The sequence below is a fragment of the uncultured Flavobacterium sp. genome (assembly GCF_937967675.1).
In the GTDB taxonomy this organism is placed as follows: Bacteria; Bacteroidota; Bacteroidia; order Flavobacteriales; family Flavobacteriaceae; genus Flavobacterium.
In genome coordinates this window covers 26,876-53,331 of sequence record NZ_CALBSN010000124.1, presented here as the reverse complement: position 1 = coordinate 53,331, position 26,456 = coordinate 26,876, and the positions used below count along the sequence as shown (strand labels likewise).

12 protein-coding genes and 1 pseudogene are annotated in these 26,456 nt (G+C 31.8%); 8 read left to right on the top strand and 5 right to left on the bottom strand.

Going from position 1 to position 26,456, the window contains the following annotated elements; translation table 11 throughout:
• Position 1: 1 nt before the first annotated feature.
• The 4 genes and pseudogenes from Q0075_RS08590 to Q0075_RS08575 form a co-directional block, all read right to left on the bottom strand.
• Positions 2-7,081 carry a PKD domain-containing protein gene (locus Q0075_RS08590; protein WP_297869166.1) on the bottom strand — a complete coding sequence of 2,360 codons (7,080 nt, stop codon included), beginning with the start codon at positions 7,079-7,081 and terminating at the stop codon, positions 2-4.
• Positions 7,082-7,217: 136 nt separating this feature from the next.
• Positions 7,218-7,436 carry a hypothetical protein gene (locus tag Q0075_RS08585; protein WP_297869165.1) on the bottom strand — a complete coding sequence of 73 codons (219 nt, stop codon included), beginning with the start codon at positions 7,434-7,436 and terminating at the stop codon, positions 7,218-7,220.
• Positions 7,437-7,446: 10 nt separating this feature from the next.
• On the bottom strand, positions 7,447-10,209 hold the full coding sequence (locus Q0075_RS08580) for a T9SS type A sorting domain-containing protein (RefSeq protein WP_297869164.1): 2,763 nt from the start codon (positions 10,207-10,209) through the stop codon (positions 7,447-7,449).
• Positions 10,210-10,330: 121 nt separating this feature from the next.
• Positions 10,331-11,114, bottom strand: a pseudogene (locus Q0075_RS08575) (IS982 family transposase).
• 286 nt (positions 11,115-11,400) lie between these two features.
• Between Q0075_RS08575 and Q0075_RS08570 the strand changes: the two are divergent.
• From Q0075_RS08570 to glmS, 6 genes are all read left to right on the top strand, one after another.
• Positions 11,401-12,003, top strand: coding sequence for a hypothetical protein (locus tag Q0075_RS08570; RefSeq protein ID WP_297869163.1), 603 nt, complete (start codon positions 11,401-11,403; stop codon positions 12,001-12,003).
• Positions 12,004-12,147: 144 nt separating this feature from the next.
• The gene (locus Q0075_RS08565) at positions 12,148-13,578 is read left to right on the top strand and encodes an OmpA family protein (RefSeq protein ID WP_297869162.1); all 1,431 of its coding nucleotides are present in this window, start codon (positions 12,148-12,150) and stop codon (positions 13,576-13,578) included.
• A 193-nt stretch (positions 13,579-13,771) separates the two neighbouring features.
• Positions 13,772-14,950, top strand: coding sequence for a tetratricopeptide repeat protein (locus Q0075_RS08560; RefSeq protein WP_297869161.1), 1,179 nt, complete (start codon positions 13,772-13,774; stop codon positions 14,948-14,950).
• Between the two features lie 65 nt (positions 14,951-15,015).
• Positions 15,016-15,603 carry a helix-turn-helix transcriptional regulator gene (locus Q0075_RS08555; RefSeq protein ID WP_297869160.1) on the top strand — a complete coding sequence of 196 codons (588 nt, stop codon included), beginning with the start codon at positions 15,016-15,018 and terminating at the stop codon, positions 15,601-15,603.
• 67 nt (positions 15,604-15,670) lie between these two features.
• Positions 15,671-20,095: a T9SS type A sorting domain-containing protein gene (locus tag Q0075_RS08550; protein ID WP_297869159.1), complete on the top strand. Its 4,425-nt coding sequence runs from the start codon at positions 15,671-15,673 to the stop codon at positions 20,093-20,095.
• A 146-nt stretch (positions 20,096-20,241) separates the two neighbouring features.
• The gene (gene glmS, locus Q0075_RS08545) at positions 20,242-22,089 is read left to right on the top strand and encodes a glutamine--fructose-6-phosphate transaminase (isomerizing) (protein ID WP_297869158.1); all 1,848 of its coding nucleotides are present in this window, start codon (positions 20,242-20,244) and stop codon (positions 22,087-22,089) included.
• Positions 22,090-22,319: 230 nt separating this feature from the next.
• Here the strand turns inward: glmS and Q0075_RS08540 are convergent, their stop codons facing one another.
• Entirely contained in the window at positions 22,320-24,209 is a 1,890-nt protein-coding gene (locus Q0075_RS08540; protein ID WP_297869157.1) for a nucleoside-diphosphate sugar epimerase/dehydratase, read from the bottom strand.
• 494 nt (positions 24,210-24,703) lie between these two features.
• Here Q0075_RS08540 and Q0075_RS08535 point away from each other — a divergent pair, with 494 nt between their 5' ends.
• Positions 24,704-25,672 (top strand): SDR family oxidoreductase, encoded by a 969-nt coding sequence (locus tag Q0075_RS08535; RefSeq protein WP_297869156.1) that lies wholly within the window; start codon positions 24,704-24,706, stop codon positions 25,670-25,672.
• A 149-nt stretch (positions 25,673-25,821) separates the two neighbouring features.
• Positions 25,822-26,328, top strand: coding sequence for an ArsR family transcriptional regulator (locus tag Q0075_RS08530; RefSeq protein ID WP_297869155.1), 507 nt, complete (start codon positions 25,822-25,824; stop codon positions 26,326-26,328).
• The last annotated feature ends 128 nt before the right edge of the window (positions 26,329-26,456 follow it).

Sequence of the window (26,456 nt, the reverse complement as noted above, 5' to 3'; positions counted from 1 at the left end):
ATTATTTAAGTAAGACAAAAGCTCCATTTTGTTCGATTTTTTTACCAAAAAACGTACTTGCGCTTAATTTGTAATAATAATTTCCGTTTTCTGCAGGGATATTGTTTATGGTTCCGTTCCATCCCGCTAAATTGTCACCTTCTTCAAAGAAAATCAAATTTCCCCAACTGTCATAAATACTTAATTGTAACGATTTCAAACCTTCGAATGCTGGTGCAAAATTATCATTAATAGTGTCGTTGTTAGCTGTAAATCCATTGGGTACAATCAATTTATATCCTTTTGTTATGTTTAAATTTAATGTAAACGTACTAACGCAACCCAATTCGTAGGTTACTGTAAGAGTTACATCATAATTTCCCTCTGTCATATAAATATGTGTTGGGTTTTCTTCATTTGAAAAAGTACCATCACCAAAATTCCAAATGTAACTTATAGGAGTTCCAGTGGATAAATTTGTAAATTGTATAGGGTCTTCGATAGCATAATAACCTAGAGCTGTATATCCAAAAGCATTTTGTGTGAATAATGAAGTTCCTATTTCAGGATTTGAAATGGTATAGCTTGCCGAGTTTGAACACGAATATCCATCAATCACAGTTACCGAAATTAATCCATTCTGAGTTGTTGTCATGAATTGGTTAAACTGTCCAGATGGAGTTCCGTTGCTCCAATTTATTTGATATGGAGGTACACCTCCACTTACAATTGCTTCAAAATCATTGTAGACTTCTCCATTATCACAATTTACTCTTTGTACTCGTGTTAAATTTACTAAAAGTGGTTGCGGTCTAAATACATTGTATTGTCCTACAACACTACAGCCTCGTGAGTCTGTTACTATGACAGAATAATTTCCACTAGTTATGTTAATAAGATCTTCTGTTGTTGCTCCGTTAGACCAATTAAAGCGATAAGGAGGTGTTCCACCTGAAGGTATTAAATTAATACTTCCGGAGTTGCTTGATGAGCAATTTAAATCATTTTGAACTATGCCATCTATTATTAGGATTTGTGGTGCGGTAATTGCAAATGTTCTTTGTATTGTACATCCCATTCCATCTGTTATAATAGCGGTATAAATACCTTCAGATAAATTATTTCTAACTAATCCTGCGGTGCTTCCATCATTCCAAGTTACTGTAATAGGTGCTTGACCCCCAATTAATCCTAAATCTATACTTCCATTGGTTTGTCCAAAACAACTAATTTGATTCACAACAGGTTGTAACATAAACACAGGGAGGTCGTTGATAATTGTTTGTACAATTTTAACACACCCTTTAGCATCTGTAACTATTGCTGTATAAGTTCCTGCTCCTAAGTTATTTAATTGAGTACCTGTTGCAAAGTTACTCCAATTGATATTATAAGGAGGTGTTCCCCCGATAATTGATAGTGTTATACTGGCATCATTTGAACCAAAACAACTTATCTGAGTAGCAGTTGTAGTTGCTATTAATTCAGTAGGTTCAGAAATGACTAAATTAGAAATGGTTTTAGTATTTCCATTAGCATCAATGATTTGAATATCATAAATTCCTGCACTTAACCCATTAAAAGTAGGAGTTGAACTGTACGAATTTGTAATGGTTTGAATTACGTTTCCATTGTTATTGACTATAAATGTATAAGGAGGTACAGATTCTTGTGTAATTGAAATTCCTAAAGTGCCTGTTGCAGTTCCAAAGCAATCTACATTTGTTAGTGCACTATTGTTATTAATTGCCAGTAATTCATCTGGTTGGTTTAAACTAAAGTTTAAAATTATGGGTGGACATATGCCATCATTAATTGTAACCATATAGTCTCCTGCAATTAAATTATATGCATCTTCAGTAACAGCTACATAGCCATTAGGTCCCGTCCAATTGTAATTATAACTACCGGAACCTCCAAATATCTCTAATTCAATAAATCCATTGTTGCCACCAAATCCACTAATATTATATCCATTATAATTTGAAATAGTACTAGAAGCCGAGAACGATGGATTTACTGTTATCTCATAAGTACTTATAGGACCTGTACAAGAAGATCCTAAATTATCAAATATAGCATATGATTCATACGTTATGGTTAATGGTAAATTTGTATTATTTTGTAAAGTTTGACTTGGGATATTTCCAGTACCATTACTTATTGCCCCTGAAATGCCAGCTGGAATTGTTGTATTCCAAATATAAGTATAATTACCTGGAATTGTTGAATACAATTCTATAGGCGATGAAGTACTGCCATTACATAACGTTTGATTAGGGATGTTAAATAATACATCTGGTTTTGGTAATACCAAGAAATTAAGTGTGAAATCATTTCCTATACAGCCATTAGTCTCTGGTGTTACTATATACGTTATGGTTTGAGGTGTTGCTGTTGTGTTTGTCAATGTTTGATTTATTTCACTACCCGAACCATTACTTGCGCCTAAAATATTTGAATTTGGTGTAATTATCCAGTTATAATTTGTATTGGATGGTACAATAATAGTAGCATTAGGAACACCATTAGTGGGTGAAAAAATATATGTTTGTTCACTACATAGTAAAATATCTTCGTTGATTAAATTTGGTTTTGGATTAACTGTTACAGAGTAGAAATAAGCTAATCCTTGACACGCATTTAAATCATTAGTGCTTGCATAAGCTTCATAAGTAACAGTAATAGGAACGTTTGTTAAATTTATTAAATTCTGTATTGGGATACTATCTGTACCTGATGTTATTACCCCTTCAATACCTGCAGGTTGTGTTGTAGTCCAAGAAAAATTTATATTTGCTGCAGAGCTTGATAAAATTACTTCAGCTGTGTTTTCTTGTGAGCAAATGGTTTGATTAGGTAGGGAAAATAAGATTTCAGGACTTGGGTTAACAGTAATAGTAAATTGAATGTTGTTTCCTATGCAACTTATGCCGTTATAAGTGAAAGTTGGTGTGACTGTTATTGTTGCTGTAATTGGGTTTTGAGTTGGATTTAAGGCTGTAAAAGCATTTATATCTCCAGTTCCACTTGTAGCTAGGCCAATAGATGGTGTATTGTTTGTCCATTCATATGTAGTAATTCCTTGTGTAATTAATGTTGAAAAAATAATGGCATTGGTGTTGGTACCATTGCACACTACTTGGTCTATTGGTTGATTTACTTGTGCTAATGGATTAACAGTAATAGTAAAAGTTTCACTATTTCCACTGCAAGTGATACCGTTATTAGTGAAATATGGAGTTACAGTAATTGTTGCTGTAATAGGCGCTGTTGTGGTATTAATGGCTATAAAACTTGGTATGTTACCATTTCCACTTGATGGTAAACCAATATTTGAATTGTTATTTGTCCATTGATAAGTTGTAATCCCCATCAAATTATTTGTTGTAAATTGAATTGGAGTAGTTGACGAATTTTGGCAAACTATATTATTTGTAATTGGGTTTACTTGAGCAGTAGGATTTATTGTGATTCTAATTTCTTCAGTGATTCCATTACAATTTATTCCGTTATAGGTAAAGGTTGGTGTTACGCTAATAGTTGCAGTTATGGGACTATTCGTGTTATTAATTGCGACAAAACTATCAATATTTCCAATTCCATTCGCACTTAAACCAATGTTTGGATTGTCATTTGTCCAGTTAAATATTGTATTTCCAATACTTGTATTTGTTGAAAATTGAATTGTACTTGTATTATCACCATTACAAAGTGTTTGATCGCTAATAGGATTAATTTGAATGGTTGGGTTAACTGTAATCGTAAATGTTTCACTACTGCCATTACATGAAATTCCATTGTTTGTAAATATTGGCGTAACAGTAATATTCGCTATAAGTGGGCCAATTGTATTGTTTGAAGTAGTAAAATTGATGTCTCCAGTTCCAGATGTGGCAAGTCCTATAGTTGGGTTATCATTTGTCCATTCATAACTATTTGTTCCACCTATATTAGATGAAGCAAATGTGATCGTATTAATTACTTCGTTATTACAGTAGGTTTTATTTTGTGTTGGATTTACTTGTGCCGTTGGGTTTACAGTAATTGTGAATTCCATTGTATTCCCTCTACAACTTATGCCGTTATTTGTGTAAGTTGGTGTTACACTAATTATGCTAACTATTGGACTGTTTGATGTATTAGTTGCATTAAATGAAGTAATATTACCTGTTCCATTTGAAGGTAACCCTATAGCTGTATTATCATTTGTCCACTCATAAGTTGTGTTGCCATCTAAATTAGATGTTGTAAATTCAATGAGTGTAGTGATGTCTCCATTGCAATACGTTTTATTGCTTACTAAGTTTACTTGTGGTCTTGGATTTACTGAAATGCTAAATGTTATTGGGTTTCCATTACAAAAAGAAGTTCTAACATTGTTAAAGGGAGTAACTGTAATGGTGCTTGAAATAGTACTATTTGTTGTATTTGAAGCTACAAAGCTAATATCTCCAGTTCCATTAGTAGGTAAGCCAATATTAGTATTAGAGTTTGTCCATGTGAAAACATTGGCATTATTTCCTGTAAAGTTAATAGGCATTATTGCAGTGTTGTCACAACTAAAAATATCCGCTACATTATTAACAGATGGTATTGGAATAACTTCGATAGTTGTGCTCTCAGATACAGCATCACAAGGGCCTAGTGGGTCATTAGTCGTTAGTGTTAATACTATGTTTCCTAAGTATCCTGGCGGTGGTGTGTATGTGCTATTGATACTATTACTGTTAGAAAAAACTCCTCCAACCGAATCATTCCATGTTATTGAAGTTGCAGCTCCTCCAAAATTTCCGTTTAGTTGGATGCTGGAGTTTTCACATATCGGATCGTAATTTCCAGTGTTAACTGTTGCGTCAGAATTGAATGTAGTACTAAATGTTTCTGAAACTATTGTACATGGTGCTGTTGGAGCATCTGATGTAAGGGTAAATGTAATGGTTCCGATAAAGTCTAAAGGTGGTACATAAGTTGGATTTAATTCATTTGCATTTGGTACAAATGTACCCCCCATTATAGAAGATGTCCATGTACCTGTTGTGCTTCCACCCGATATAGTTCCGTTCAATTGAATACTTGTATTTACACAAGTTGCAGATACACCATTTGCTACAACTGTTACTTTTGGAACCACTGTAATACTACTATTATAACTATTGCTGCCACACTCATTTGATATGGTTAAAGTATAATTGTATACTCCAGGAGTGTTAAAAGTCATTACAGGTGCAGCAGCGTTATTACTTGAAATTGTAGTTGGTGTGTTTAACCCAAAGTCCCATGTATAACTTACAGGATTTGTTGCATAACAATTAAATACTGTTGGATTTAATGTGATAGTTTCACCCTGACATATTGTTTCAGGCGTAAGAGATGTTATTGGTTTGCCAGCTATTGTAATTATTTCGGTTTTTGTATTTTGGGCACACAATGCTCCAGCCGTTGGAATGGCTAAAGAAGATGTTAAAGCTATTTCATAAATTCCGGGTGTATTTATCATTATTTCAGGTGTGGCTGATGTAGCATTTCCGCTTGTAAATGACCAGCCACTTGCATTATAATTTGGGCAATTATCTGGATTGCTTGGTGTGATAGTCCAATTATAATTAATTGAGTTACCACATCCTGGTGTACTTGAAGTATTTATCGCCGTTAGGGTTGCAGGAGCGCAATTTACGTTGTTAGAAAAGCTAAAATCTGAAATAACTCTTGGTGTAACACATATGGTTTGTGTTGTTGTGCTAATTCCACAAGAATTTGAACCTGTATAAAAATTAATAGTGTAATTGCCTGGTAATAAAAATGTTACGTTTAATACATTAGAGGCTGTTGGTAACCAAGCACCAGGATTATTGGGTTGGTTGTTGTTATAACCAAAATTATTCGAACAACTAATATAGGGATTTGCAATTAAAATCCCTCCGGTACTCGTAGCGATTATTCCTGCTGGACCTGAAATTGTCCAATATTTCCTATAGGTTTGTGTACATGTATATGTTGGAGGACCTCCAATATTGTATCCTCCTTCTGTTGTATCACGTATTGCTACCGTTGTTCCTTCACAAACAATGTTTTCACTTGGAGTTCTTGTAAAATTTGCTACTGGTGCTGATTGGATGTTTATTGGACCTACAGCATTAGTACTATTACCACATGGATTGTTTACTGTTATAGAAGCTTGGTAGGAATTTGGGTACACTGTACTATTGATGTTTGAAGTAGTTCCGCATGAACTATCTAAAAATTGATGTGTAATTGTTGCTGGTGGTGGGTGATTAAAAATTACAGGTGGTGTTCCGTCATTTACTTGAAATGTATAAGTAGTACCGGGAGTATTTTGTGCTCCAATTAACAGGTCATAGGTAACACTTCCGGGGTTGCATAGCGTTGGAATTCCCACAGCACTTATGGTTGCGGTTGGTATAGCGCCAATATATAAATTATAAATTCGTGTACTACTACAAGCATTTGATAGTACAACGGTATACGTTAATGTATAGTAACCTGCTGACGCGTAAAAATGAAACGTTTCCCCAAGATTTGTTCCTGTGTAAGTATCTGTGGTTCCATCTCCCCAGTCAAAAATATGTTGAGTACTGGAATTGGTTTGTGTCGATTGGCTGGTAAATGAAAACAAACCACCTGCAATGGTAGCATCATTGCTGCAATAGGTAAAATAATTTTGACTATTATATACGGCTGCCGCCCAAAAATTTCCATCTACTAAGGCAATGGAGGGAGCACTGGGTTGGTTATTAGTAACTACTACCGTAATACTGTAGCTATATGTATTATCTAGCGTTAAAGAGGCGGTGTAGGTTCCAGGTGTGTTGTAGGTTACCGCATGAGGACCTGCTGTGGTTGCTATGGTTGTTGAACCTCCGGTAAACTGCCAGTTATAGCTTGTGCTGGATAGTGTTCCTATTGAGCTATCTGTAAATACTACTGCTTGAGTTTTACATATAGTTACGGTACCACTTACAGTTGCAGGATTGGTGGTAAACTGTGCGTTTAAGATATTTCCGAAAGTTACTTCGGAATAGAATACAATGAAAAGAAAAATAATCAATGTACTTTGAAGTGTTTTAGTAGCTTTTATCATAGCAGTTTGTTTTAAGTAAACATTTGGGGTGTTTGCAAGGCATACCTATAAAATTAGGCACAACAATAAATTGCTCTATAAAAATAAAAAAAAAAAACGCTGTAATGCAAATTACAGCGTTTTTTTTAAGTTGAATTTAATTTTGTTTTAGTTGTCTTTCTTTTTTATTAACAAAATAAATTGTTGTCAATATTCCAGTAAATAACAAAGGAATAATCAAATCATCAATAGGCGCACCAGGTGCATCTGCTGCATCACCACCACCTTCATCACCAAAACCAGGATCAAATTCATCTTGTGCAAAAGACGATACAGAAAATAAAAATAATATCGTAAAAAAAATATTCTTCAGCATATATGTTTAATTAGTTTATTAATATTGATTTTGAAAATTTTAAATTTTGGTTAACATCATATATGTTAATGTAGTAAACTCCTTGATTTAATTTGTTTTCGAATTTAATTTTACCAGTATTATCGTTCATAATTAATGAATTATTTTGGATTAATTGCCCTAAGCAATTAAATATTTTGTATTCAAATTGCTCATTATTATCATTTTGAAAAGATACAAAAATACCATTTTCTGAAGTTGTAGGATTTGGATACATTTTAACTCCTGATACATTAAAATCTTCGTTACTTAGAGCAGATGCTTGAAAAACAATTTTAAAACGATTACCTGTACTTAGAGCTTCACTTGTAACCTGAAAAGGATATTCATAGATAGTACCATCTAAATTAATTTCTGATAAGGTTCCTAAATATAGGTCTTGTAAAAAAGCTTGTCCAGAAAATGTAAAATTTTCAGTATAAAGTTTTAATTTATAATTTGAATTAACGGTTGTATTTGTTATTCTAATAGTTAAAAAGTCATTATTTTGAATAGGAGCCCTATGTTCTGATGATAATGATTTTAAATCCGTGTAAAATGCAATAGTCTCTGATGGATTAGATAATTTTGTTACATCATCAATGTCGTATATATTATTGCCACCTTGATAAAAACCAGCGACAACAGCATCTTTTTTATTCCAAATATTATCTTCTTCTTTGTGAAGCGAAATTCTTATACGTTCCGATGAAATTGTAGAAGCTACTCTATTGATAACATTGTTTGTATTAATAGTAGTTTTATGAGTTTCTTTTATTGTCAAAGTTGAAGTTGAAGTATCTGCTTTTATAAAAAAAGCTTCACCTGATTGTAAGATAGTTGAAGGATAACGTGTAGAGCCTGTATCACTATATCCATTTACACTATCCCAAGTAACATAAGCTCCATATGAACCTAAAGTAGGATCTATATACCATATTTTTTTACCAATACCACTATTTGAAGCATCGTTTAATATTGATGCAAAATCTATCGGGCTTGCATACGGGTTTCCAACTAAATAATAGGTATTAGGTGATACATTCGAATACACAACATTCCCTGTAATTAGAGCGCCAGATGCTTTTAAGGTTGTTGTAATTTGTGGATTAATTGGGTTTACATTTCCATTGCCATCAGTAGCATTGCCAAATGGATGGGTAGCAAAAATCAGAAATCCATTGTTAATAGAACCACCAAATAAAGGCTCATTAAATGTATTTGTAACGTTTGACCAAGTTCCAGTAGTGTTATTAAATTTTCTTAAACTATGGCTTGAATTATTTATTAATTGCAAGCCATTTGAAGCTAGGTTTCCTGAAGGACCCCAAATGTCAGTTCCATATCCTGTTATTGAAACTCCATTATTTTGCCAATTAAAATAAACTGAATTATTACTACTTCCTTTAACTGGAGCAGTAAGTAATCGCCATTTTCTACCTGCATTTGGTAAATAACGTTCAATATTTACATTGCCAGTTATAGTTGGATTTAGCGTTAATGGAGCAACCCTTGCGGTATTAGCAATACTTGAAACTAATGTAATGATGCCTCCAGTATTGAATGAAACTGCTGCAGTAACATCAAACAATGTTTTAACTCTTACGTCTCCTGTGCCAGTAATTGAACCTGCTGTAGTTACAACTAATTGATTTGGGTAAATTGTTTTGTTTATTTCTACACCATTTGTAGAACTCAACGTTAATTTTTCTAATTTTGAAACATCTTCAATTAATTCTAAACCTGTATTTATTCGAGCAGTATGTTGTGAATAGACTAAATTATATGTTGCTCCGTCAACAATTGATGGCGAACTATTAACTGTTCCACCACTTCTTGTGATTGTAGATCCAGTACTTAACGTGTAATCTCCTAGCAAGTTTCCTTTTATCAAAAATAAATTTCCATTAGTATTAATGTTAAAACCAGAGCTTATAACATCATAGTTTGAATTTATTTTTAAATCTCTATAGGTTGTATTGTAAATTTCTAATCCATTTCCATTTGGACTATATTCAACGGTACATCCTGTAAAAACTGGTACAAGTTGTGTTAATTGAGTTCCGCCAAGCATATTAAAAATGAATGGATTTGAATTGGTAAGTTTTAGAGTGCCTGTTCTTGTAGCAATGTTACTAGTATATTGCGTGCTGGTTCCATTACTTTCTTGGGTCATAATTAGTTGACCATTAATTGTTATTGTTCCTGAGTCATGCCTTAAAGTGGCTCTATTATTTAGACCTCCTTGGATATTTGAATATAAATTAACATCTCCATTTACTTCTAGAATTAAATTTGTTCTGCAAGCTAAAGTTGTTGTTCTACTTACACCAACAGGTGTCATATCATTTCCTACATTAATGGATCCAACTTGAATAGAACCAGGGCCATTCAAAACAGATGTATGACTATTAGAAGAATTCGGTTCTACAGTAAAATCGTTTGTAATGGTTAAAATTCTACCACTATTAATTGTCAATACAGCTGAATTAGTATTTAAAGAAGATGTATTGGAAGTTAATCCAACTGTGTTATTAGCTAAGGGTTCGGATTTTAATGAATTACAAAATGAATTTACAGAAACAGTAATTGAGTGTGCTCTTATTATCACATCATCATCTGCATCTGGAATACCATCCGCATCTGTCCCTGTATATGTCCATGTGCTCGCTGTATTCCATTGACCAGTGGCTTGACTCGTAAACACAGCTTGTGAAAATAATGAATAGCTATTAAGCAGTATTACTGCTGTCATAATTTTGTAAAATAACTTCATAAAGTTTTTTATTATTAAATATCTTTGCAAAGTTAAAAAAAAAAAATTTATTTTAAAAAATATTGTTGAATAAGATTTAATATTAACCCGTTGGGTGAAATTAAATTAATTGATTTTTTATTTTGTTTATTGGTCTATTAAAAATAAATTTATTGATATATTGAATTAGAGTTAATGCTGTTTTTTGGCTAGAATTCGAGTTTTAAAACCTTCAAAAGTTTTAGCATAATTTCTTCTAATTAAAATTGGTCACATAATTGAGAGAACAATGTCTCTATTCTTTTTCTGGATTTTCTGAAAACATACGGTTGTGGTTTATAATTCACCTTATTCATTCTTTTTGGTGTTTCCAATTTAATATTTACAGATTGAAATAAATCTAGCTGAATACTTTCAGATAAATAACCTCTGTCTCCAAGCTGCACACAATCAGATATTTGTTGCTTTATGTTTTTCAAGAAATGAACATCATGAACTTCTGCTTTTGTAATGTCTAACGAATGAAAAACACCAGAAACATAACAAACACCATGAAGTTTATATCCGAAGAACCAATTGTTTTGAGAAGTACAAAAACCTTTGGAAGGTGCTGTTTCAAAATCGTCTTTACAGATTTTTATCCTGTTATGTCTTGAAAATTTACAAATCTCTAAAGGCATGCTGTCCACAACAAAATAGTCTTCAAATTCCAAAAATTTACATGCTAGTTTAGTTCGAACTTCTTCAGAAAACAAAAACATCTTTTTACGTCTTTTGTTAAATTGACTACGCTCAATTAAATTAGGAATTTCACCTGGAAGTAGCTGTTTGAAAAGTGAATTTTCACTATCAATTGGCATAAATTCTGCTGTTAAACTCAAGGCAACTACTTCTAAATCAGACATTTTTTACTTTCTGCCAATTCCTGATTTAAAATCTAACTCAAAATTCAAAGAACTTATAACTTCTAAAACTCTTAAATAATTTTAACTATATTTGTCATAAATGTTGGTTATTTTTTGACTTCAAGATACTGAAAATCAGTATATTGAAAAAAAATTTATCCAATTTATTTCACTTCAAATAATTACACCCAACGGGTTATACATATTTTTCTTGTAAATTTTTGTGTTTAATGTAATTGGTAATTAAAATTAGTTTAACTTTGTTGTAATAACACATTAATTAAATATGAATTTTACTAAATTTACACTTGTAATTTTTATTTTATGTGTCAATGTAGTTAAATCGCAAGATTTTGTTGCTGACACTACTGCATTGCCTTTTTTACAAAAAGCCGAGTTTTCTGTATTAGGGTTGGGGGCTAATTATGAAATTCCTGTTTCTAACGTATTGTCTTTGGATTCGGGGCTCGGCTTTTCTTCTGGTGGGCAAGTAATCAATAATACAATGAAGTTTAAAAAAAGTTTTCTGAATCCGGCTTTTTATTTTAAAACGGAGTTGAAATATTATTACAATCGCTATGTTCGAGCGGCAAAAAAATTACCCACACGTAATGGAGAGGGTAGTTATTTTGCACTTCAAAATAAATTTCTCACACAACGTTTGTTTGACCATAAAACTCCTCTAAGTAATATGATGTTATATGAAGTGCATTGGGGGATCCAACGTAATTTATACCCCAACTTTTTATTTAATGCTCATGTAGGATTAGGGCATGCATCTGATTTTACAACGAAAGGTGCTTCTTTTTATTCAGCTATTGGTCTTAAAGTATCCTATGTTTTTTCAACTAAGAAAATTACGAGAGATTCTTTTGAGAGGTTTTGGTGATGGGTGATGGGTGATGGGTGATAGGTGATGGGTGATGGGTGATGGGTTAAGAAAAAGTTCTTTTTTGTTTAATTTTATATAAGTTGTTAACTATATAAAAAAAAATATTAATTTTGCTAACTATAAAAAAATAATATCATTCTTATGAATTTATTAAAAAAGTATTTTGTTTTTTCATCTCTTCTTGTATTTTCGCTTGGTATAGCACAGGAACAAAAAGATTCAGAAACTAGACCTGAAAAAAAAGAAGCTGTTGAAACAACTGATTCTGAAAAAAGAGATTCTGTTTACATTCCAAATAAGGTAATTAACAAGACAGTTTCTGATACGGTGCATCCTAAAGATCGTGAAAAAAACTACAATCGTTGGTCAGTCAACTTGAATGTGGGTACTAATATAGGTATTCGTCCTTTTACGGATGGCTATTACGCTACTACTCCTAATTATTTTACCAAACCGGAGTTCAATCATTTTGATTTGAATGTTCGTAGAATGTTCAATACCAAGTTTGGGGTAATGTGGGATTTTGGTTATGATAATTTTACTGCTGATTCGGGTAGTCCTGATTTTAGTAACAATATGTATCGTACCAGTTTTCAAGGGGTGATGAATATTCATCGTGCCTTTAATTGGGAAGAATTTACGGAAACTTTTGGTTTGCAAATACATTTAGGTCCCGGTTTTTCGTTTTTAGAAGGTCCAGGTACTTCTACTTTTAACAATTATGATAATATATTCAGTTTTTTGGCGGGAGCTACAGCACTGATTAAAGTTTCCGATCGTTTAGCTTTTAATTTAGATTATACGATGACAACTAATTATACGCATCATTTGGCTTTAGATGGTATGTCGCAAGTAGATCCAAGTTTAAGTAGAACCGGTTTGGTACATTCAACAACTTTAGGGTTGACTTTGTATTTAGGGAAAAAAGAACGTCATGCAGACTGGTATTGGGAAAATTTAAATGTGAAAGACGAATATAAAGATTTATTGGCTCGTGTTGAAGAATTAGAAATTATGATGAACGATACGGATAAAGATGGAGTTCCTGATTATTTAGACGTTGAAAATAATACTATTGGTGGTGTGGCTGTAGATACTAAAGGTAGAGCTGTAGATATCAATAATAATGGTGTTCCAGATGAACTTGAGACTTATATCAATAATAAATATGGTGATTTACAAACTACTATTAATAACTTAGCAACTGGAGAGTATTCTAGTGCTCAAATGAAACAAATGATTAATGGTCAGTATGTAAATGTGTTCTTTGATTTTGATGATACTACCATTACTACAGGAACTATATCTGCTATTAATTTTTTAATTAAATATTTGAATGCTAATCCTGATGCTAAAGCTGAAGTTATTGGATATGCAGATGAAATGGGGGATGCAAATTATAATTTAGCTCTTTCAAGAAAAAGAGCACAGCGTGTTATGGAGATGTTGGTTCGTTCTGGAATTGATCCTAATCGTTTGAAATTAGTGGTTAAAGGCGAAGATAATTCAGTGCCTAAGAACTCTAAGTTAGCGAGACAGCTTGTTAGAAGAGTTGCCTTTAAAGTAGATTAATCTTTTTAGATTTATATTAAAATAACTTTTAATTATCAAACACCTGCAAAATGTTTTGCGGGTGTTTTTTTGTTTATGTTAGTCAACTCTAATTGTCTTTTATTCATTAATTAATTTAATTGGATATTTATGGGTAATTTAAAAAAAGAGGTCATTTTTTAATATCTTTGATTTTAAATCAAAAGTTATTGCTATGTATAATAAGTGGTTAAGTATTTGTGTATCTTTCTTTTTTGTTTCAATTTCTTTGGCACAAAGTAATTCGAGATATAAGAAACTTTATGATGAGTTTGTAAAAGTCCAATTTTCTCAGCCTGAATTGTCTAGGCAATATTTGGATTCAATTTTAGTATTATCTAAAATGCCTGATAGTCTAGTTTCAAAGGCTTATAATAATTATGGTATTTATTATGCAGTTACTGGTAATTATAGAAAGGCTATTTGGTATTTTAATAAATCTTATACATTCGATAAAAAAATTTCAAAGAGAACTAGAGCTAATATTTTAAGTAATATAGCGAATACTCAAAAAATGGCTGGAGATTTCAATTATGCTATAACCAATTATACAAAGGCAAAAAAAATCTATGAGTCAATGGAGGATAAAAAAAACATTTTTAAAGTAGAAAGTGAAATCAGCTCTGTTTATTATAGTATGTCAGATTATAGTATGGCATTGGATATTTCTTCTGATTTGATTCAAAAATTAGAGAAATTTAAAGATGAAAAATTGATTAGTATTCAGAAGCTTAGACATGCAAATATATTATTCAATATAGCTGATTTTGATGATGCTATTAAGTATTATAAGATGACTTTGCCTTATTTTAGTAAGGATATTGAAAATAACATTCAAAACAAGTATGTTGCTTTGATGAATATCGGAGAATGTTATAGTGAGTTAAATAATAGTAATGCATTAAGATATTTTAATGAAGCCCTTTCTGGTTTTAAAAAAGTTTCAGATAAGAGAAACGAAAATTTATGTTTGAGTAGAATAGGTAAATTTTACTACAAAAGAAATGAATTAAACAAATCCTTACCTTTTTTAAAGCAATCTTTTGAATTTATGTATGATAAAATGCCTTATTTATCAACAGAAATTTTTGTTTTTTATTTGAAAAATTTGATTGATTTAAATATGTATAATGAGATTGATAAAATTTTAGAATTAGATCAAGAAAGGATAATAGAGGGAGCAAATTTACAAGAAAAAATATTTTATTATAAAACGTTAGCAATTGTCAAAAATAAACAAGGAAATAGTGCTGAGGAATATAAAATTTTAAAAAAATTAGAGGAATTATATGATGAAAGAGAAGACAAAACACTTTTGAAAAACTACAAAAAAAGCTTAATCAATATAATATAAAAAATGAGATTCAAAAAAATAAAAATTTAGAACTGAAATTGACCAATGCTAATCTTCAAAAATGGATGACTGTTTTAATCATTATTTTTTTAATTGTCGTGTCGTATTACATTGTTGATAAATATAAAAAGAAGAGTAAAATTCAACAGCTTAAATTAATTCAACTGGAGCAGGAGAAAGAATGGCATCAAAATACAAAGAAGCTTCTTGAAGAAAAATTGAAAATAGAATCAGAATTAGTTGAAATGAAAGAGCGAGAGTTGACAGCGCTACAGCTTAAAAAATTTCAAATTAAATCACGATTAGTCGATTTTTTTAAATCAAATCAATTAATTCAAGATAATAAACTAATAGACAAAATCATAAAAAATGTTGACAGCTATTTTGATAATGAAGATTATTGGAATGAATTCCAGATTAAGTTTACTAATATGCATCCTAATTTTATAAAAGTTGTTAAACAAGATTATCCTAATTTGACCAAGAAAGATATCGATTTTTTAATTTTAATTAAGCTTAATCTAAGTAATAAAGAAATAGCAAGTCTTATTAGTATATCCTATGAGAGTGTATTGAGTAAAAAATATTTATTGAGAAAGAAAATGAACATGTGTACTGATAATGAGTTAGTTGTGTATTTAGAGGGGATTTAAAATCTATATTTTTTCTATATGCTTATGTGTTTTTTTAATTCTAAATTTGTGCAAAAACATATCTTTTATGAAAAAATATTTTTACTTATCAATCATGTTATTGTTTGCACTTGTAACACAATCTCAAACATCTACATTTTACAACTTTAACACGGCTGGAGATTTATCCAATTATTTTACTAGAGGAAATACGGGAAATACACAAGTCAGCCAGTCAACAAATACAGGTATTTCAGGTTCTGGCGCTGTATTTATAGGGAATGCTTCAGCAAATGAAGTTTACACAACAAAACAAGGGTATTCCAATGGTGGAGTAGGTTCTGTATATGAATTTAGTAGTTTTGTAAAGAGTGAGTTTAATTCTGGTTATAGTGCCATTGGTTTTACTTCTGTGCCAAATCAGGTTCATAGTAATAGTGGTAATCCTGCTATTTGTCTTGGTGTTTCAGTTCACGGAGGAGGTTTTATCTTTTACAATAATTCCTCTCAGAATTTTGGAAGTTGGCAATCAGGTGGAGTTGTCAATACTTCGATATCTGATTTATTAAATAATGGTTCCCCTGATAAGTGGTATAAAATTGTACTTAAGATTACTGCTCAAGCTAATAATAATTATCATTTAAGACTTGAAGTTTGGCCCTCAAGTTCAAACGGTACTTTATTGTATTCTTCACCATCTGCCGTTCAAGAAAGAGTTTATCAGAATAATAATATTGGTAATTCAACAGTTCTTTACTCATATTTCGGTTTTGGAGGATATAGGGTATCAAATTTTGATAATTATGCTATGAATTTACAGGGTTCAACAGTAATTAATCAAGGAGCCCCTGTCGTAGTTAATGGTACTGCTGTTTTAAGTCCGATTTTAAATAATTCAATTGATATTCAAGGTAATGTTACTGATGATAGAGATTTTTCTGTTTCTGAAAAAGGATTTGTTTGGAATACTTCAGGAACGCCTACAATAGATGATAATAAGAAGTCTTATGGAAGTGGAGAAGGTTCATTTAATGGAACTATAAATAATTTATCTCCTGGCACCTATTATTTGAGAGCATATGCCATAAACTCAAATGGTGTTAGTTATGGTACTGTGCGTACCGTTGTGGTACCTGTTCAAGCAGGTCAAATCACTACAAATATTTCAAATTTGCAGTTTGATTTGTGTCCAACGGGAGCATTCTTGATAAAACCGTTTACCGTTTCTGCGTCAAATGTTGGTTCTAACATTACTTTAGGCTCAGTAACTGGCTTTTCTTATTCGCAAGATAATGTAAATTTTTATTCTACATTAACTATTAATACCATATCAGGTCAATTAAATACCACTACTATATATGTTAAATTTACCAACAACGCAAATTCTTCTAGTAGCGGTATTTTGACGGTGAGTGCTACAAACGCTCTTGGACGATCTATTTCACTTTCTGGAAATATTTTATCCAATAGTATCATTACTCAACCAAATAATATCAACTGGTCTGTGTGCAAGGGTAGTGCTCCAGAAACAATTTCTGTAGTTGCATCTGGTACAGGTTTAACATATCAATGGTACAAAATTGATAGTAGTGCGGGTACGGGTTGGGAACTTTCAAATGCAGGAGCAGTACCTATTTCAGGTGCCATCAGTAGTTCTTATGAAGTTCCAACAAATAGTATAGGTTACAGAGAATTTTTTGTAAGAATTACTAATAGTGCAGGTTGTTCACTTGATAGTCAGAGAACATCTTCGCAAGTTATTGCGCCATTATCAGACACTGTTGGAGCTATTTCTGGATCATCATCTTTGTCTTCCTCTGCTACAACAGCTACTTATACTATTCCAGCGGTGAGTGGTGCTACGAGTTATGTTTGGAATTTACCTTCAGGTATGACAATTACTGCAACGACAGGTAATACGGTTCAGGTGAGTATTAGTTCAACGTTTTCTAGGGGTAATATCACGGTTAAAGCGATTAATTCATGTTCAGAGTCAAGTGTAAGAAGTTTGTCAGTAACAAGGCAAACTAGTCCATTAAGTATAACTGGAGCATCTACTATTTGTATAGCTAATGGTTCTGTAACAGGATTGTATAGTGTTCCTTCAGTTGAAGGAGCTACTTCCTATGTTTGGACTGTTCCAAGTGGTTCAACGATTTCATCTGGTATCAACACTAACACTATATCTGTTACTTATAATTCATCATTTACTCGTGGTACTATTCGTGTATCTGCTACAGGAGCTAATGGTGTTATATCATCAGGTAGTTTGACAGTTAGCGGTATCGCTATGCCTGGTGCAATTGTTGGAACAACACAAATTTGCTCTGGAGGAACTTTTGATTATAGTATTACAGCTGTTGATGGTGCTACAAGTTATGAATGGATTTTACCATCAGGTATGACCATACAAGGTGCTGCTACAGGAACCAGTATTACCGTATCCGCTTCAAGCAGCGTAAGTGGTACACTATCGGTTCGTGCTCTTTCACCATGTGGATCGAGTCAACCAAGAACATTATCTATATCAGGAGTTCCTACCCCTGGATATATTTATGGAGAGCGTATTATTTGTGGTGCTACATCAAATTCAGTTGATGTAAATGGTAATGTAACAACAACGCCACAGAATGGTATTTATACTTATAATATTTTACCTGTAACAGGAGCAGACAGTTATACTTGGTCGCTTCCAACAGGAGTAACCTTAGTATCAGGACAAGGCACTCGAAGTATTCAAGTATCTTTTGCTTCAGGTTTTGTATCAGGTAGTATTACAGTAGTTGCTAATTCCGCAAGTTGTGGTACTAGTCCTTCAAGAGCGGTAGCTGTTTCTTCGGCAATTGCATCTATAGGAGGTCCAACAAATATTTGTGGTTTAACAACAGCAACTTATAGTGTATCGGCAGGAGTTGGAAGTAATTATGTTTGGACATTACCTGAGGGTATGAGCATATCGAGTGGAGCAGGAACAAATAGTATTACTGTTTCTATAAATCATCCGATTAATTTTTCAAATAATAACAATACGGTATCTTTATCTTTTACAACGCCATGTGGTGGTTCAAAAGAAGTTAGCTTAACGGTGGATTGTCCAGATTATTCTAATTTGACGAATTGTGGAAGTACAGTAGCGTTTAATGAGCGTGTTTATACCCGTTCAGTGTCAGGCGCAACCATGTATGCATTTGATATTTACGATAGTACCGGTAGTACTTTATTAACTACTTATGAGACACGAGGAAACTTTTTCCAATTTGTTCAAGCATTGCCATCTTTTGAATTTGGAGTTACTTATAATGTGAAAGTTAGAATAAAGAAAAATGGAGTTTATGGTATTGCAGGTTCAGCGTGTTCGATAACATTGACTACTCCAGTTACAGCTATCCAAACTTCACAATGTAATCAAACGGTTACAACAGAAGATCGTGTTTTTGCAACTTCTGTATGGAATGGTGTAACGTATGCATTTGACATTTACGATAGTGAGGGTAACCTTATAACGACATTAGAGAAGACTTCAAACTTCTTTAGAATGCGAGAGTTTGCATCAGTTTATGGCATGACGTATCAAGTAGGAGTACGAGTAAAACGCGGTAATGGTTCTTATGGAGAGCAAGGTTCGAGATGTAATGTAACTATTGCAATTCCAACGACTTCATTGGTGGCAACGCAGTGTGGAGTAACAATTAACATTGCGGATCGTATTTATGCGAGATCTGTTGCTAATGCAACGATGTATGCATTTAGAATTTATGATGCAAATGGTGCTTTTATTACCGAGTTAGAGCGTCCGTTTAGTTTCTTTAGAATAACGGATATTGCTTATACAATAGGCACTAGTTATAAAGTAGGTGTTAAGGTGAAACAAGGAGAAGGTTCTTATGGATTAGAAGGTGCTTTGTGTATCATTACATTAAGTGGTCCACCAACAACAGCAATCGAAAGCACACAATGTGGAACTAGTATTTTATATACTGATGCTATATATGCTACTGCAGTAACGAATGCTACGGGTTATAAATTTAATGTATACGATGTAACAGGAACAACGTTAGTTGCTTCAATTGAGAGTGCTACGAATTCGTTTAGTTTTTCACAATTGACGGGATATATATATGATACAACTCATCAAGTTAGAGTACAAGTGATAAGAGGAACTGAATATGGAGCAGAAGGAGCACCATGTACAATAACGTTAATCAAAGAAAAGCCAACACAGCCAACACGAGTTGTATCAAATAATGGAGTGACAAAAACAAGTATTATATCGGAATTCAAGGCGTATCCAAATCCATTTACTACCACATTTAGTATTACACCAATAGAAGGAGAAACGGCAACGTTATTCTATCAAGTGTATGATGTAACCGGAAAAATGATTGAAAGTAGCGCAATAGCAGCAAATGAAATCGCCCAACACACGATAGGAGATAACTATTCAGTGGGTATGTATTTGGTAATTGTTCGTCAAGGGGCTAACACACAGACGTTTAAAATGATTAAACAATAGCATAGTAGATTAAAGTTTATAGTTGATTAAGGAAAAACCGTTTCAAAGCAATTTGAGGCGGTTTTTTTGTTAATTTTATTATAAAAGTTGTAAGTTTGTTTTATTATAGGTAGTTAAAAAAATAAATAAAATTATATTATTAATTTATGTGTGGAATTGTAGGATATATAGGCAAAAGAGATGCTTATTCTGTAATTATTAAAGGATTACACCGTTTAGAGTATAGAGGTTATGATAGTGCAGGTATCGTCTTATATGATGGTAACGAATTAAAATTATCTAAAACTAAAGGTAAGGTATCTGATTTAGAAGCAAAAGCGCAAGAAGAAAATACAACAATTGGTAAAATAGGTATGGGGCATACGCGTTGGGCTACTCATGGTGTGCCTAATGATGTTAATTCGCATCCTCATTTTTCAAACTCTGGAAAATTAGTAATTATTCATAATGGAATTATTGAAAATTATGAACCTTTAAAACAAGAATTAATCAAAAGAGGCTATACTTTTAAATCGGATACAGATACAGAAGTATTGGTTAATTTGATTGAGGAAGTTAAGAAGAATGAAAATTGTAAGTTAGGTCATGCGGTTCAAATTGCATTAAACCAAGTTATTGGAGCTTATGCAATTGCAGTAATCGACGTTGAAAAACCAGATGAAATAATTGTGGCTCGTTTGGGAAGTCCATTAGCAATTGGAATTGGCGAAGATGAATTTTTCATTGCTTCTGATGCAACACCTTTTATCGAGTATACGTCAAATGCTATTTATTTAGAAGACGAAGAAATGGCAATTGTGCGTTTACACAAACCATTAAAAGTTAGAAAAATTAAAGACGATTCTTTGGTTGACCCTTATATTCAAGAGCTCCAATTAAATTTAGAGCAAATTGAAAAAGGAGGTTACGATCATTTTATGATGAAGGAAATCTATGAACAACCAAGTGTAATTAAAGATACTTATAGAGGAAGACTTTTGGCTAATAAAGGTATTGTACAAATGTCGGGTGTAGAAGATAATTTGGAAAAATTCTTAAGTGCAAAACGAATTCTAATAGTAGCTTGTGGAACTTCATGGCATGCAGGTTTAGTTGCCGAATATATTATAGAAGAATTTTCAAGAATTCCTGTTGAGGTGGAATATGCATCTGAATTCCGTTACAGAAATCCTATTATTAATAAAGATGATGTGGTAATTGCAATTTCTCAATCTGGTGAAACTGCTGATACTCTTGCCGCTATTAAGTTGGCTAAAGAAAATGGAGCATTTGTGTTTGGAGTTTGTAATGTAGTAGGTTCATCGATTTCTCGTGAAACGCATGCGGGTGCTTATACACACGCGGGTCCAGAAATTGGAGTGGCATCAACAAAAGCATTTACTACGCAAATTACAATTCTTACTTTGTTAGCACTTCGTTTGGCTAAAGCTAAAGGTACTTTAAGTAATTCTGATTACCAACGTTATTTGCTTGAATTAGAGTTGATACCTGAAAAAGTTGAAGAAGCATTATTAACAAATGATATTGCTAAAAAAATTGCCGAAATTTATAAAGACGCATCGAATTGCTTATATTTAGGTAGAGGATATAATTTCCCAGTAGCTTTAGAAGGAGCTTTGAAATTAAAAGAGATTTCTTATATTCACGCAGAAGGTTATCCAGCGGCAGAAATGAAGCACGGGCCTATTGCTTTGATTGATGAGCACATGCCGGTTATTGTTATTGCACCAAATAAAGGTCATTATGATAAAGTGGTAAGTAACATTCAAGAAATTAAATCAAGAAGTGGAAAAATTATTGCAGTGGTAACTAAAGGAGATACACAAGTTAAGGCTTTAGCAGATCATGTTATTGAAATTCCAGAAACTAACGAACCATTTACACCATTATTAACTACAATTCCGTTACAATTATTATCGTATCATATTGCAGTTTTAAGAGGTTGTAATGTAGATCAGCCTAGGAATTTAGCAAAATCTGTAACCGTAGAGTAATTTTCAATAATTAGTCAAAAAAATCTAAAAAATAAAAAAGATTTAGTTTTATAATAAATAAAGTAAATTAATTACTAGTTTAGTATTCAACGAATTATAGTAAGATTTAATGAATCATTCAAAATAGATATTTATAAATTAAAATAAATTATACTATAGTAATAATGTAACTAAAAATTGCATCTTATTTTTTATAGGTTGAAAAGTTAATTTAAATTAAAACATTTTTTCTATTCAATCGAATGTTCAGGTTGGTATTCAGGGACAAGATTTTTAATAATAGTAATGGTTTCTTTTCTTGTTATTTTTTGAAAATCTTCAAGAGCATTTATAATGTCATCATTTGAAAACTTTCTCTCTTCTGTTTCTTTTGCAATTACGATTTTAGGATGATATGTTGGAAGAGTTTCCGAACATTCTGTAAGAACTTCTTCATATAATTTTTCACCTGGACGTAAACCTGTAAATTTTATTTCAATGTCTTTTCCAGGAATTTTTCCTGCAAGTCGTATCATTTTTTCTGCTAAATCAACAATTTTAATGGATTTTCCCATGTCAAACACATAGATGTTTCCACCACTACCCATAGCTCCTGCTTCAATCACTAATTTACATGCTTCGGGAATTGTCATAAAAAATCGATTTACTTCAGGATGGGTAACTGTAATTGGGCCACCTTTTGCAATTTGTTCTTTGAACAGATGTACCACAGACCCATTTGAACCTAAAACATTTCCAAAACGTGTAATCATTATTTCCATCTTTTTTTCATTTTGAGTAAGAAATAAATTTTGAGCCAACATTTCTGCAATACGTTTACTTGAACCCATAATATTAGTTGGATTTACTGCTTTATCAGTCGAAACGAAAATAAATTTTTTTGCACCATGAGTTAGGGCTAATTCTAAGCAGTTTAGGGTTCCATATACGTTAACTTTGATGGCTTGTTTGTAGTTTTTTTCAAGAACAGGCACGTGTTTGTATGCGGCAGCATGGAAAACAATATCAGGTTTGTAAGTTTCAAATACATGTCCGATTTCCTTCTTATTGGTCACATCTACCAATTCAAAGCAAGAATTACAATTGGATAGATGTTTGTCAAAATGTAATTGTATATCGTGTAGCGGTGTTTCTCCTTGGTCTAAAATTATTATTTTTTTGGGTTGAAATGCGGCTAATTGTTTAGCCAGTTCAGATCCAATTGAACCCGCTCCACCAGTTACCAAAATCGTTTTATTTTGGAATTGTTCAATTACTTTTGGATTGTCAATATCTATTTTTTTTCTGAATAACAATTCCTCCAAGTTGTATTCTTTGAGATTTGTTTTTTGTGAGGCATTGGTTTTTTGTAATAACTCAGGTTTGTATACTTTAATATTGTTTTGAATGCAATCTTCTAGTAGTTTTTTTTCATCATTTTCCTCTAGGTACTCTTTTGGTAATATAAGGTTTTTAATTTTTTTGTACCTCAAAAGCGTTACAATATTAGGTGATATTGCTTGTACGGGTATTCCCGAAACTTTTTTACCTTGTAAAGAGTTGTTTTGATCAAAAAAACAAATCAAATTGTATTTACTCGAAATGGAATTTAATGGTTCGATTAAAGCGATGTTTTGACTGTTCACCCCAACAATTGCAATGTTTTCTTTTTCAGATTCAGGGAACTCGTCTTTGTGAATGTAATAAAAAAACGTTTTCACAATAAGTCTGAAACCGATTAATGCAAAAAAACCAAAAAAAGTTGCATTTATTAAAATGGAATAAATAAAAATATTTTTCTCATAAAAATTTCTGCTAATTTCATTTATAGTAACCAAAATTAAAGTTGATAAAAATACAGCTTTAAATATCTTAATAATATCTCTTAAAGAAGAGTATCTCAAAATTCCTTTGTACGTTTTAAAAATAATAAAAGAAAGAAGATAAACAGCTAGTAAAATAGTATACCTTTCAAATGGAGGTATATCTGTTTGCAAGTTAACACCTAAATTTTTGTAAACGATATAACTTAAAGTTGCTATGATACTAATGATAATGAAGTCAAAAAGTAAAATTAACCATGCTGGTAAAATATTGATAGACTTAAAAAAATGTAAAGAGAATAGTATTTTTTTCTTCATCGATTATTTATAATTTGGTATTTACAAATATAATTAGATAGTTGTTAAAATCAAATGGAATAATTGTAATATTTTTATTGTATAAAAATTTATTTTTTAAATCATACCTAAAAAATATATGTATTTTAATGAATTGATTTTTTTAAATAGCTTAATTTTTTTAATACAATTTGTAAATATACATTAATTTCTTATTATATTGCGACAACTTAATACTAAAATTTAACTTAAAAAAAAATTGGATTAAAATAAAATTTCCTTGAAATTAAATATTGATGAAAATATGACAAAAGTTTCAGTTTTTTTTAATCGCACAATAAAAAGAAAATTTCATAAATATCTATATTTGATATATTTTTTTCTAAAAAAAATACTGACTTTGGATTTATATAAATATACCAATGGCATAAATTATATTTTTTTTGTAAATTTTCATATGGATATTAGAGTTAAGTGTTTACTAGTTATTAATCTAAAGTATATATATAAACAAAATGAGTAAAATATTAATTACAGGTGGAGCAGGTTTTATTGGTTCCAATTTATGTGAGTATTTTTTAAAGAAAGAACATCAAGTACTATGTTTGGATAATTTTGCGACTGGACATAGACATAACATAGCCCCTTTTTTAGACCATCCCGATTTTCAATTGATTGAAGGAGACATAAGAGATTTAGAGGTTTGTCAGAAAGCAGTAGAGGGAGTTGATTATGTTTTGCATCAAGCAGCCTTAGGTTCTGTACCCCGTTCCATTAAAGACCCAATAACGTCTAATGAGGTTAATGTTTCTGGTTTTTTAAATATGCTAGTAGCATCAAGAGATGCAGGGGTTAAACGATTTATTTACGCTGCAAGTTCTTCTACTTATGGCGATTCTGAAAGTTTACCTAAAGTTGAAGACAAAATTGGTAAGCCACTTTCTCCATATGCAATAACTAAATATGTAAATGAACTTTATGCGGAAATTTTTAGTAAAACTTATGGGTTGGAAACTATAGGACTAAGGTATTTTAATGTATTTGGAAGAAGACAAGACCCTAATGGAGCATACGCGGCAGTTATACCTTTATTTGTGAAGCAATTGATGAAAAAAGAGTCTCCCGTTATAAATGGTACGGGTGATTATTCAAGAGATTTTACTTATGTTGACAATGTGGTTCAAATGAATGAAAGAGCTATGTTGACCGCAAATCCAGCAGCTATTAATACTGTTTACAATACCGCTGTTGGAGATCGAACTACTTTAAATGATTTAGTTAAGTATTTAAAAGAGTATTTAAGTGCATACGATGCCGAGATTGCAGGAGTTGAAGTGGTTCATGGACCTAATCGTTTAGGGGATATCCCACACTCTTTGGCATCAGTAGAAAAAGCTAAAGCGTTATTGGGTTATAAGCCTACACATACTATAGATCAAGGGTTGAAAGAGGCTGTGGCTTGGTATTGGGAAAACCTGAAATAAAAGAATGGTAAATGATTTTACTAAAAAAGGAGAACGGTAACATGTTGTTTGTCAGTCTCCTTTTTTGGTTGAAGTAAACGATGTAAAAAGAAGCGTAAAAATTTGCTCATTAAAAACAAATGAGTACTTTTGTTGTTCATTAAATAAATATGTTGGATAGTATTATTACATCAAAAACGCGTTTACGGTTGTTAGTTAAGTTTTTTATAAACGCTGCTAATACAGGTTATTTGAGAGGTTTGGCGCAAGAAATGAATGAAAATACCAATGCCATTCGTAAAGAACTAAATAATTTAAGTGAGGCAGGTTATATTTTGAGAGAAGAGACAGATAATAAAGTAATGTACTATGCTAACACTGCTCATCCATTATTTGCTACTTTACAACAATTAATTCAAAAATATATTGGTATTGATTATATAACAACACAAATACTAGAAAGAATGGGAGAGATTTCAAGAATCTTTCTTGTTGGTGATTATGCAAAAGGAATAGATTCTGGTATTATTGAGGTTGTGATTGAAGGAGAGGTGGTTAATCAAGATTATATTGATCGATTAGTTCCTAAAATTAAAAAGGAAATAAAAAAAGAAGTTATTGTTCAAAGTACAATAGATTTTAAAGGTGAAGGTCTTTTGATTTTTGAAAATAAGTAAAAGTAATATATTTTTTGTGTTTTAATACAAAGATAAAATCCACTAACTAATTATTAATTTTTTGTTAATATGAGTTAATTAAAGCAATAACATTGAATAGCATAAAAGTCTACCTTTATTTTAAAGTA